Annotated in this window: 11 protein-coding genes and 1 pseudogene; 7 read left to right on the top strand and 5 right to left on the bottom strand. The window is 66.8% G+C overall.

What is annotated here, in order from left to right; genetic code table 11:
* Positions 1-857 precede the first annotated feature (857 nt).
* Together C4V41_RS61560 and C4V41_RS66420 are read left to right on the top strand one after the other, a co-directional pair.
* Positions 858-1,169 (top strand): hypothetical protein, encoded by a 312-nt coding sequence (locus tag C4V41_RS61560; RefSeq protein ID WP_146104293.1) that lies wholly within the window; start codon positions 858-860, stop codon positions 1,167-1,169.
* Positions 1,170-1,732: 563 nt separating this feature from the next.
* Positions 1,733-1,900 carry a DUF4158 domain-containing protein gene (locus C4V41_RS66420; protein WP_160150806.1) on the top strand — a complete coding sequence of 56 codons (168 nt, stop codon included), beginning with the start codon at positions 1,733-1,735 and terminating at the stop codon, positions 1,898-1,900.
* A gap of 38 nt (positions 1,901-1,938) precedes the next feature.
* Here C4V41_RS66420 and C4V41_RS60140 read toward each other — a convergent pair whose 3' ends face one another.
* Positions 1,939-3,183: a tetratricopeptide repeat protein gene (locus tag C4V41_RS60140; RefSeq protein WP_103964967.1), complete on the bottom strand. Its 1,245-nt coding sequence runs from the start codon at positions 3,181-3,183 to the stop codon at positions 1,939-1,941.
* 51 nt (positions 3,184-3,234) lie between these two features.
* On the opposite strand from C4V41_RS60140, the gene C4V41_RS60145 reads away from it, so the two are divergent.
* The gene (locus C4V41_RS60145) at positions 3,235-3,417 is read left to right on the top strand and encodes a hypothetical protein (RefSeq protein ID WP_103964968.1); all 183 of its coding nucleotides are present in this window, start codon (positions 3,235-3,237) and stop codon (positions 3,415-3,417) included.
* A gap of 357 nt (positions 3,418-3,774) precedes the next feature.
* A complete protein-coding gene (locus tag C4V41_RS60150) occupies positions 3,775-4,476 on the top strand; it encodes a reverse transcriptase domain-containing protein (RefSeq protein WP_103964972.1) in 702 nt (233 codons plus the stop codon).
* An 11-nt stretch (positions 4,477-4,487) separates the two neighbouring features.
* Here C4V41_RS60150 and C4V41_RS60155 read toward each other — a convergent pair whose 3' ends face one another.
* From C4V41_RS60155 to C4V41_RS60165, 3 genes are read right to left on the bottom strand one after another with little or no spacing between them, the layout of a single operon-like run.
* The gene (locus tag C4V41_RS60155; RefSeq protein WP_103964969.1) at positions 4,488-5,492 is read right to left on the bottom strand and encodes a tyrosine-type recombinase/integrase; all 1,005 of its coding nucleotides are present in this window, start codon (positions 5,490-5,492) and stop codon (positions 4,488-4,490) included.
* The gene (locus C4V41_RS60160) at positions 5,482-6,471 is read right to left on the bottom strand and encodes a tyrosine-type recombinase/integrase (protein WP_200825053.1); all 990 of its coding nucleotides are present in this window, start codon (positions 6,469-6,471) and stop codon (positions 5,482-5,484) included. The genes C4V41_RS60155 and C4V41_RS60160 overlap by 11 nt, the downstream gene beginning before the upstream one ends.
* Positions 6,468-7,697, bottom strand: a complete 1,230-nt coding sequence (locus C4V41_RS60165) for a site-specific integrase (RefSeq protein WP_200825054.1) — start codon at positions 7,695-7,697, stop codon at positions 6,468-6,470. Before C4V41_RS60165 ends, C4V41_RS60160 begins: the two co-directional genes overlap by 4 nt.
* A 156-nt stretch (positions 7,698-7,853) precedes the next feature.
* Here C4V41_RS60165 and C4V41_RS65745 point away from each other — a divergent pair.
* Positions 7,854-8,117 (top strand): annotated as a pseudogene (locus tag C4V41_RS65745) (reverse transcriptase domain-containing protein); the annotation flags it as partial.
* 93 nt (positions 8,118-8,210) lie between these two features.
* A complete protein-coding gene (locus tag C4V41_RS65750; protein ID WP_268808997.1) occupies positions 8,211-8,513 on the top strand; it encodes a group II intron maturase-specific domain-containing protein in 303 nt (100 codons plus the stop codon).
* A 24-nt stretch (positions 8,514-8,537) separates the two neighbouring features.
* On the opposite strand, the gene C4V41_RS60175 is transcribed toward C4V41_RS65750, so the two are convergent.
* Positions 8,538-10,091, bottom strand: coding sequence for an NF041680 family putative transposase (locus tag C4V41_RS60175; RefSeq protein WP_235031104.1), 1,554 nt, complete (start codon positions 10,089-10,091; stop codon positions 8,538-8,540).
* Here C4V41_RS60175 and C4V41_RS61565 point away from each other — a divergent pair.
* On the top strand, positions 10,063-10,494 hold the full coding sequence (locus C4V41_RS61565; protein WP_146104294.1) for a hypothetical protein: 432 nt from the start codon (positions 10,063-10,065) through the stop codon (positions 10,492-10,494). The genes C4V41_RS60175 and C4V41_RS61565 overlap by 29 nt on opposite strands.
* Positions 10,495-10,566 lie beyond the last annotated feature (72 nt).

Genomic DNA, 10,566 nt, shown 5'->3' on the forward strand with positions numbered 1-10,566 from the left:
ACGTCGGAGGAGATCGTTCCGTCCGACAGCCCCGCCGCCGCCCGGGCCAGTACGAACCCGGCCAGCACGTCGGTTTCCAGCGCCTCCAGGTCCTCGGCGGTGGCCGGGGCACGGGCCACTCGAAGATCCTTCACTACCGCCAGCGCCAACTCCGGCCACCTCGCCTTCACTTTCACAGCAAGACGAACGACCAGGACGATAGACCTTCAGAATCCCCGAAATCTCATCAACACCAGAAGAAGCCGGAGCACCAGCAGATCAGCCCAGGTCCAGGGGCTAAGGAAGCTCACAGGGCCTCAAGCAACTCAAGGGTTATTAGTTACCTGGCTAGGAACAGACTGGACCGCAGCCCGGCTCCTTCGACATGCCGCATCTTCTGCTGTATGCCTTCGAAGGCACGAGCGACTTCCTGGCGCCAGCGCAGTAAAGGGGCCAGCTCGCGCACGGCCCGCAAGGTCCCTGCCTTCGCGGGCTGTGCCCGTCTGGGCACCTGTGTGCCCACCCTCGCGCCGATGAGCCAGCTCCTTATCTGGGAATCCAGACTGTGGGCACCTCGGGAGCGTTCTCAGGCCGACAGACAAGGCGAAATGTCTCGGTGGGGATTGGCTGAACGCGGAAGAGTCCGTCCGTGCCAAGAGGGATGGTCTTGACGCGGCGACGCTCTTGGCTGCCCTACAGCTCGATTCCTCGTTCGAGAGCGCTGGAGCCCTGGCCATGGTCACCGGGGCTCTTGGCGAGGTGGCTCAACGCATCCTCAACACATCCTCAACGCGGCACCGGCGATTGTGCAGACATCCGTTGATGCTCCCGCCCAGCAGGGGACGGAGGCGCTGCGGATTTCGTCGAAGGGATTCAACATGCGTATTCGTACCACCGTGGCGACTCTTGTCGCCGTCGGCGCCTTCGCGATGACGCCAGCGGTTTTGGGTGGTGCCACGGCCTCCGCACAAACAACTCATCATGCTCAGATCATCTCGTCGGCGCCGACGGCCGCAACCGTGAGCGATCCGGCCCAGACCGCTGGCGCCTGGAAGACCGTGGGGGTGTATCCGTTCAAATGGCAGTGCCGGGTGAACGGAAAGGCCCAGAAGCTCGCCCTGCGGGCCAAGGACTACCGATGCAAGCGGACGAGCTTCGGTGTGACCTATAAGCTGCAGCTGCGCTGGTAGTAGCCCAGTTGCTCGGGCTCCTACCAGGCGGCTCGCAGGCGAAACCCCTGCGGGTATAGATGCTGGCCGCGCCGCCAGACGCTATCTGGTGAGCCTCTGAACTGGAGGCCGGAGCCGTGGTGGGCGCAACGGGGGGCAGGACTCTTGAGTTCTGCCCCTGTTCGCTGTGCTCGGGCAGAATCGGCCTGTTGAAGACCGCAGTTCGGTTCTTTCTGGGGCGAACTGGACCGATGAGATAATGTTCGCCGACGTGCTCCTGAGGGGCCGTCTGCAGCCGTAGCCGACTCTCCGGTGTCGCCGAAACTTCCGCAAAGACTGGCGCAGGGAAGATCGGTTGTGCGGGTCGGCCGTGTCGTCGCGGGAGAACGTGGACGTCGATAACAGCCCCGGGCCGGGCAGCGGAGGACCGACACTTCTCGCCGGAGCTCTTGGGCCGTGCCGCGACGAGCGAAGGGAGTGACCAGCGTGCCCCATGCTGAGGAGCGTCGGCGACACTGGCGGATCGTTGCGGCCCTGGCGGTCGTGGCCGGGCTGCTCATCCTGGCGGTGGTCATCCAGGGCTGGTGGAGGCTCGGAAGAAGCGGCGCAAGCACAATCGGCTGGGCTGGAGCGTTCAATGGGGCACCGTACGGATGCTGGGGACGTTCCTGGAGGATCCGATCGAGATCCCGTGGGTTTCGCCTTCGCCGCCGACCCGCGCTGATGCCGACTCGCCAGGCCGTCACCACTAAGGGTCTCGCGCGGGCAAAGGGACACGGCCGAGCAGCACTCAGGGTTGGGTCGTGTTGTGTGAGAGGTGATCCATCGGCCTCGTGAGTGACCAGGGATCAGATGTCGTACCGCCCGGCTCGAGGCCGAAACGCTGAAGTCGGCTCGCTTCGTCTCTTCGGCCTTCGTTGGTTTGTAGCTGTGCAAGCGCAACTACGCCGCTTGTCTTGGCGCCACCCGCCTCGATCGCACGGCGCAGCCATGCCTCGGCCTCGCCGTGCCGGTCTGAATGGTCACGCAGCAGTTTGCCCAGCGCACCCATCGCGAGACAGCCGCCGGCTTCAGCTGCTGGGCGCAATGCTCTTTCGGCTTCGTCGTATCGGCCATGCTCCGCCAGTTGCTCAGCCAGGAACAGGGCGGCAGTCCAGTTGCCGAGGTCGGCCAGGCTCTGGAGCACTCGGTCAACTTCATAAGCGCCGAACCGCTCGGTGAGCCAATGTTGGAAGCCAATCAGCGCCAGAGGATCGCCGTTGACCGTGTCGAAGGCTTGTTGTCTGTAGTCCATGGCCTCGCCATGGCGTCCTTGGCTGTCGAGCCTCTTCGACAGCCAGTACGCAGATAGGTGACGCCGTTCGTGCTGGCTGCTGGCGCTGCGGCGATGCCACAGTTCGGCCTCATCGGCCTTCCCCTCCGTGTCGAGGCGATCTGCCAACTCAGAGATCGCCTCGATGCGGCCGGACTCGGCGATAGACCGCAGCCACTCCTCACCTTCGCTGCGCCGACCGTGTTCATCTAGGCGGCGCACCATCAGGTAGCGGGCCCAAATATCGCCGTCGCGGATCAATCGACGAAGCCACGCTTCGGCCTCGACGTGGCGTCCAGTGTTGAAGAGATCCCGCGTGAGGTCAAACAAGTCCATGTCGTAGCCGTCACAGGCCGACACCGGCAACAACGCCTCGGCCTCGTCGATTCGACCGTCGTAGACGAGTGCGCAGGCCAGGGCCGATCGTGCTCTTGCGTTGCCGTTTTCGGTGGCCTCACGAAGCAGCGCCTTCGCTTGCCCATGATGGCCTGCTCGCCTCAGCTGGCTGACTAGCCGCATCAGGGTCCTGGTGTCTCCGCCCGCCATGCTGGACATTAGCAGGTGCTCTGCCTCCGACTGGCGGTCAGTTCGGTCGAGCAGCTTGATCAGTTCATCGAGCGCGGTTTCGTCTCCGGCCTGGGCAGCGGCCTTCAGCCACTTCTCCGCTTCCTCCGGATCTTGCGCGAGTACCTTTCGCGCTAGCTTGATCTTTAAGTGCGCCACGAGCGCAGAAGGCGAGGTTGTTGTGTAGGTGACCTTGCTGGATGCGGTGCTGTGCAGGAGATGAAGGTCTGGCCCTTCGGCGTCGCCCTGCGGGGGGAGACGTCAAACCGCCTCAAGCTGCGTTGGCTGAAGACCGTCGTGGTGAGCGTTGAGGAAAAGGCGCACGTGATGCGTCAGGTGGGGACCGGGAAGGCGAGCGCGAGCGAACCGTCGAAGACGCGTCGAAACAAGTAGACGACATCAAAACCGGGGTGGTTAAAAGGGCCTGGGATGAGCCTGGCGGGTGCCCGCCTATTGGCCAGGTGGTGTCCGGCGTAGAGGCGGCGCGAGTCCGGTCTGCGGCTTTTGCATGGAACGTGGGAAGGCGGATGCCGACAGCGCCGTCCCGGTGCCAACGGTGCTGGGGGGCGAGAGGGAGCGCGCCGGGCGGCAGAAACCGTGAGGCGCTGAGTACCGTCGCGGCGTCCGCCGGCGGACCGGCTCGTAGTAGTGACGAAGCCCCGGTAATGGGGGTGGAGCGAAGGGGCCGGCTCATCTGTCGATTTGTTCGCGCGAACAACCGGACGTTGGTCTGGGAGGAAGCGGGTGGGCATGTCGGAACCGAAGGACAAGCCGTTCGATATTTCGAAGCGGCTGATATGGGAGGCATACGAGAGAGTCAAGGCCAACAAGGGCGCCGCCGGAGTGGATAGGCAGTCCATCGAGGATTTCGAGGCCGATCTGAGGAGCAACCTCTACAAGATCTGGAATCGGATGTCGTCGGGCACCTACTTTCCTCCCGCGGTGATGGCGGTGGAAATCCCGAAAGCCGGGAGAGGCACTCGCGTTCTAGGAGTACCGACCGTGGCCGACAGGATCGCCCAGACAGTGGCAGCGCTGGCGCTAGAACCCCGGACCGAGTCGATCTTTCACGACGACTCCTACGGGTATCGGCCCCGACGCTCCGCGCTGGACGCGGTGGCCACGTGCCGCCGGCGGTGCTGGAAGAAGGACTGGATCATCGACCTCGACGTCGAGAAGTTCTTCGACAGCGTGCCGTGGGACCTGATGGTCAAGGCGGTGCAGGCCAACATCACCACCGAGCAGCGCTGGGTCCTGCTGTATGTGAAGCGGTGGCTGGCCGCTCCCATCCAGCAAGCCGACGGAACCCTGGTCGAGCGGCACCGAGGAACCCCACAGGGCGGGTTATGCGCAGCTGAACATAACCCGCCCTATGCGCAGTGCTGGATTATGCGCAGTGCCGGCTTGCCCGGCCTGGTAGGGGCCAGATCGGCGAGCGGGCACTGCGCATAATTTCCGGACGGTCAGAGGTTGGTGAGCCAGTCGATGAGGCTGGCGTCCTGGTTCCATTCGGGCAGGTCGCTGGTGACGATGCCCTGGTGGGCGGCTTCGAGGGCCTTGCGTTTGGCCTCGGTTGAGGCTCTGGCGTAGATCTCGGTCGTGGACAGCTCGACGTGCCCGAGAATGTCGCGGATGTAGGGCAGCGGCACGCCTGCCTCGTAGAGGTGCATGGCCTTGCTGTGCCGCAGGATATGGGGGCTGATGGTGACGCCGGCGAGCAGCGGATCGTGGATCTGGGCCTGGTACTTGCGGATGATCCATGCGATGCCGCCGCGGCTGAGCCTGGCCCGGTGTTGGTTGAAGAACACCGGATGATCGTGGTGGCCGGGCTCGTCGAGCCGATGTTCTTCCAGGTAGGCGGCCAGCAGCGTGATGGTGCCGCCGTCCAGGGGGACGTGGCGGGTCTTGCGGCCCTTGCCGGTCAGCGATGCCATGGCCGGGTGCTGGAGGCGGATGCCGCGGACGGCGAGGTCGGCGAGTTCCTGGACCCTGGCCCCGGTGTCGTAGAGCGTGGCGAGCAGGGTCGCGTCGCGCCGGCCCTGGCGGGTGGAGCGGTCGGGCCGGGCGAGCAGGAGCCGGGCCTGCTCAACGGTCAGGTGCCTGACGGCGGGGCGGTCCTGCTTCTTGGAGGGGATGGCGAGGATGTCCTGCCAGCAGGCCATCCGGGCCGGGTCCTCAGTCTGCATCCACGTGGCGAAGGAGCTGATCGCGGCCAGCCGCTGGTTGCGGGTCGAGACGCTGTTGTGCCGGTCTTCCTGAAGGTGGGCGAGGAACGCCGTGACGGCGGCGGCGTCGAGGTGGTCAAGGGTGAGCCTGGCCGGCGGGACGGACCGTTCGTCACGGAACCAGGCGATCAGGAGCTTGAACGTGTCGCGGTAGGACGCGATCGTGCTGGGCGAGCAGCCGCGGAGCCCGGCCAGGTAGGAGGTGAGGAAGCGGCGCAGGGCGACCGCGAAGTCAGTCGCCATCGGCTGGCCCTCCGGTGACGGGCGGCACGATGTCGCCGTACTCGCGCTGGACGCGGGCGGCGATCTGCGGGTAGGACTCGGCGGTCAGCCGCAGGTAGTAGGCGGTGTCGCCGATCGAGGAATGGCCCATGTAGGCCTGCAGGACCGGCAGCAGCGCGCTGACGTCCTCGCCGGCGGCGAACCATGTCCGCAGGTTGTTGACCGCGAACGTGTGGCGCAGGTCGTGGACGCGGGGGCCGTGGCCCCGCCCGCCGTGGGAGATGCGGGCCTGCCAGAGGAACCGGCGGAAGTTCTTGTAGACGTTCAGCAGCGTCAGCGGCCGGCCGACGCTGCCGCCGGGGAAGAACCATTCCCAGCCCGGCTGCCCGGCCATGCGCGCGCGGTAGCCGCGCAGCCGTTCGCGCAGCGGCCCGGAGACCGGCACCTGCCGGTCCTTGCCGCCCTTGGCGTCGCGGACCTGCAGGACCCCGGCACTGATATCGACGTCGTCGGGGCGCAGCAGCCGGGCCTCGGAGCTGCGCAGCCCGCAGGCGTAGATCGTCCGGAACAGCACCGGCATGACCAGGTGCCGGAATGGGGCCTGGGAACTGTAGTGGCAGCGGTCGGTCTGGGCGAACAGGGCTGCCAGTTCCCGGTCGGTGTAGATGTGCGGGACGTAGCGGGCGGGCCTGGGCAGCATGCGCGCGGGCAGGACATAGGCCTCGGTCCCGCGGCGGCCGAGCCAGCGGGCAAGTTCCCTGACCGGCGCGGCCAGGCCCTGCAGGGTCGCCGGCCGGACTCCCCGCTCGCGGGCCGCGGTGATCCAGGCCTCGGCGGAGGCCTTCGTGACCGTGTCTAGTCCGGGGAACTCGGCGCGGCAGAACGCCTCGAACCGGGCCAGCATCCGTTCTTCGGCGTCGTACTTGTAGCCGACGGCGCGCTTCTCTGCGGCGAGTGTCGCGATCGCGACGGCCAGGCCCGGGTTCGCGCTGCTCTTCACCGTGGCACCTGCCTTCCGGGCTCGTCGGGGTCCAGGGCGCACCGGGCGAGCAGGCCGAGGGAGGATTTCAGGTAGACGCCGGTCGAGGCCACCGACTGGTGGCCGAGGATGTCGGCGATCTGCTCGACCGGGGTGCCGCTCTCCATCAGCCGGGTGGCCAGCGTGTGCCGGAGAGAATGCATGCCGCGGCGGCGCTTGTCGCTCACCGGGACATGCGCCGCCCGGGCGTACTTGACCAGCATCTGGTGCAGGTGCTCCTGGTCGGAGAACGGGCCGACCGGGGCGGTGTGCCGCAGGAACACCTGCGGGCAGTCGCTGGCCGGTCGCCCGGAGCGGACGTAGTCGATGACCGCCCAGCCGACGTCCTTCAGCAGCGGCAGCCAGATCCTGTGGCCGGTCTTGGCCTGGGCGACCGACAGCCGGTTGCCCGGCCAGTCGAAGTCGGCGAACTCCAGCCGCTTGACGTCGATGCCGCGCAGCCCGAGCCGGGCCACCAGCAAGATGATCGCGTAGTCGCGCTTCCCGCACGGGTTGCCCCGGTCGACCGCGTTCAGGATTCTGGCCACGTCGCCCGGGTCCCAGACCGACGGGATCCTGGCCTGCCTGCGGGACGGGACTGCCGGGACCGCTTCCGCCGTCGCGGTGCCGGCCAGCCCGGCCTCGGACGCGAACCGGAGGAAGGACCGCAGGGCGCACAGTTTCTGCTCGACGGTCTTGGCCTGGTAGCCGGCCAGCGTGGCGGCGAACGCCCCGACCGTCCCTGCATCGCAGCGGGCGAGCCCGCCCCGCGTCCCGGTGAACGCGGTGAACTCCCCTGCCAGTGTCCCGTAGGACCGCACCGTCGAGGCGCTCCGCTCCGCGGCCCGCAGCCATGCCCTGAACCGGGCGACGACAGCGGCCTCGTCCGCGGACAGCTTGCTGACCGTGCGGGAGTAGTGGCGCACCACGGCGCCGTGAGCCTCGTAGTCGCCCAGCATCTGGGCGACCCTGAACAGGTACACGTCGCTCTGCTTGAGCGTGCCGGCCTGCTCCTTGGCGAAGAAGCCGCAGGCCTCATCGACCCACTCCATGGCCACGTCCAGCGAGAACTCCTCTACGCCGCGGGCAGCGAAGTACCGCTGCAGGCGGCGCCAGGCGCCCCGGTACCAGACCATCGTCGAGTCCTTGTAGCCCAAGCGGATCATCTCCGCTTCCAGGCCGGATACCAGCACAGGCAAGGCGACCATCGGCCGACCTCCGATCACGCACGGCCCGGCCCCTGCCAGGCCTCATGAACGGATCTTCGGCGTTATGGTTAGCGTTCGCTAGCCTGTCCGGCCCTCACCAGCCGCAACGGGCCGACACTGCGCATAATCCAGCGCTGCGCATAGGGTTCAGCGGTTTCGCCCGTCCTGGCCAACCTGTTCATGCACTACGCGTTCGACACGTGGCTGGAGCGTGAGTTCCCGGCAGTGGAGTTCGAGCGCTACGCCGACGACGCCGTGGTGCATTGCGTGACCGAGCGGCAGGCACGTCAGGTGCTGGCTGCGCTCGCCGAGAGAATGGAACAGGTCGGGTTGCGGCTGCATCCCGACAAAACCAAGATCGTGTATTGCCGGGATTCGAGGCGACGAGGCTCGTTCGAGCACATCTCGTTCACCTTCCTCGGCTACACCTTCCGCCCCCGCAAGGCCGTCTATCCGGATGGGAAGGCGTTCACGTCCTTTCTGCCCGCGGTCAGCGCGGCGGCACTCAAGGCGATGGGTCAACGGCTCCGCTCCTGGCGGATCCACATGCGCGGCAGGTCCGATCTCGCTGAGCTCGCCGGATGGATCAACCCCATCGTGACGGGCTGGATCGCCTACTACGGCCGGTTCTACCGGTCGCAGCTGTATCCCCTTCTCCGGCACGTCAACACCTACCTGGCGCGCTGGGCCCGAAAGAAATACAAGCGGCTGCGCTCCCTCAAACGGTTCAAAGCCTGGTGGACCGGGATCCTCGATCGAGACTCCGGCCTGTTCAAGCACTGGGCCTGGGAGAGCAACTTCCTCTGGAAAGGATGAGAAGAGCCGTGTAACGGGCGACTGTTAAGCACGGTTCTGTGGGAGCCCAGGGCTGCGATGCCCTGGGCCACCCGACCCTGTGCGTCGCGGACGTGGGTTAGCGGATTTCTTCGGCGTCGGTTTCCGGGCAGAGGTCTTCGCGGTGGTCAGGCCGGTGGCGGTGTAGACATCGTGGCGTGGGGCGGGCTGGTCGTTGCGCCGCCCGGGTGGTCGTCCCGGTCCCGGCCGGGATGGTTTCGGTGCCTGGGCCGGACTGAGCGTCTTGGCGCGCAGGTGCCGAAACCCTCGGCGAACGCGAGCGGGCGACAGACGTTGCGGGGATGCCGGCTCCTCCCAGGGGCGGCGTAGGTCGGCGGCCAAAGGGCGGGCCAGCCTGAGTTGGGTGTAGACGGCCAGGATCAGCCAGGTCCAGCGATCAGCCGCCCGGGGGTCGCGGATCTTGGGGCAGGTCCAGCCGAGGGTCTGCTTGAGCAGGCGGAAGGTGTGCTCGATGTCGAAGCGGCGCAGGAACGCCTGCCACATCCGGTCCACCTCGATGGCGGTGGCATCGACTTGGGACCACCACAGCCACACCGGCTTCGGGATCGCACCGCTGGGCAGATGATCCACCTCTAGGCGGATCACGGTGCCCTCGATCATCGGCAGCTCAGCCGCATCGGCCCAGGCCGCGCGGCGGGTCAACCGCGGGTGCAGCCGATCCCAAGCCCAGGCGGTGGCGTGCCCGTACAGGCGGGTGTCGGTCTCGGTGTCCACGTCCGGCTCGCCCCAGCTGTCCCGGTCGCCGAAGATGAACTCGCTCCCATGGCGCGGTGGCCGGCCGTTGGTGCCCGGCACCCGTGCCGGGGCCGCCCGGCGCAGCACCCGATCCGAACGCATCCTGGCCAGGATCTGGATGGGTAGATCACGCAACGACCATGCCAAGCGCGGCCCGTCATAGCCCGCATCAGCCACGATCAGGATGTCGGGATCACCGGACCGCCAATGTCCGGCAGTCATGAGCCGCTCGACCACCTCGCGCAGCTGGGCGGCGGTCACTGCGGCTAGATCATCTCCCGGCGCCAGCCGGAGCGCATCCAGCGGCGCAGTCCACGAGCTGCGGCCCGTCTCCAACGCCACCACGAACGAGTACGGCCAGCCCGGGATCATGATGTGCTGGTCCTTGCCCCGCCCATAGGTATGACACAAGATCCGCTCCGGCGAGGTGTGCGCATCCGGCCGCAGCCAGCACGTCACATCCACCGCCAGCACCAACCGTCCGTCTGCCGATCTGGGCAGGGGCACCGTGCTCAACGCCCGACGCAGCCGCCCCACATCGAGTCGGCCCCGGTCCAACGCCGCATACAGTGACCCATGACCTCGACGGTGCTCGCCGACCAGCGACAGCTCCACCAGCGAACGCACCGGCCCATCACTGCATAACACCGCATCGGCCAGCTCGAACAGCGCATCGGCCCGTGCGCTCAGACAGTCGTAAAAATCGGTCCGGAAGCGGGACAACGCGGCCAAGGACTCGACACGGGCAGCCTCGTTCAGCATCATCCTCACGGCCTTGGTAGTGATCGTCAGCGTCTTCAGCAACGCTCATGATCACGCCGAGGCCGTCTCCATGTCCCGCGAACGGCCGAACCTTCACCCAGCTCAACGAACCGGCCGATGGGAAAGGTTAAAGATCAAGCTAGAGCGGTACGCTCCGTTCGTTCTCGCCTGGGCACGGCTGCGCCACCGATTGGGCAAGCGAGAGAACCAGGCCGCCTACCAGGAGTTCCTGGCGACAAGAAGGGTCGACGCCGACAGGACCAGCGAGGCGATCGCGACCTGGCTCGCCACCGGCCCATGGCGTGACGCGACAGCGGCCTACAGCACGCTCGAACAAACCCTGCAGATGATGGGCAGCGGTCGGGACCTCACTCCGCCAACGCAAGACCGCCGTTGGCGCCACAGCATCGTGGCCGGCCTTCCCCTCTGTGCCAAGCTCAAGTGAGACAAACAGGGACTAAGTTCCTTAACTGATATGAGCAGGGCGAGAACGGGTACGACGCGCAGTGACCATGAG

Origin of the sequence: Nonomuraea solani (assembly GCF_900108335.1) — a bacterium.
GTDB classification, from domain to species: Bacteria; Actinomycetota; Actinomycetes; order Streptosporangiales; family Streptosporangiaceae; genus Nonomuraea; species Nonomuraea solani.

Coding starts and splice junctions, on each gene's coding strand:
- C4V41_RS61560 (WP_146104293.1), top strand. CDS start 858: ATGCGTATTCGTACCACCGTGGCGACTCTTGTCGCCGTCGGCGCCTTC.
- C4V41_RS60150 (WP_103964972.1), top strand. CDS start 3,775: ATGTCGGAACCGAAGGACAAGCCGTTCGATATTTCGAAGCGGCTGATA.
- C4V41_RS60155 (WP_103964969.1), bottom strand. CDS start 5,492: ATGGCGACTGACTTCGCGGTCGCCCTGCGCCGCTTCCTCACCTCCTAC.
- C4V41_RS60165 (WP_200825054.1), bottom strand. CDS start 7,697: ATGGTCGCCTTGCCTGTGCTGGTATCCGGCCTGGAAGCGGAGATGATC.
- C4V41_RS65750 (WP_268808997.1), top strand. CDS start 8,211: ATGGGTCAACGGCTCCGCTCCTGGCGGATCCACATGCGCGGCAGGTCC.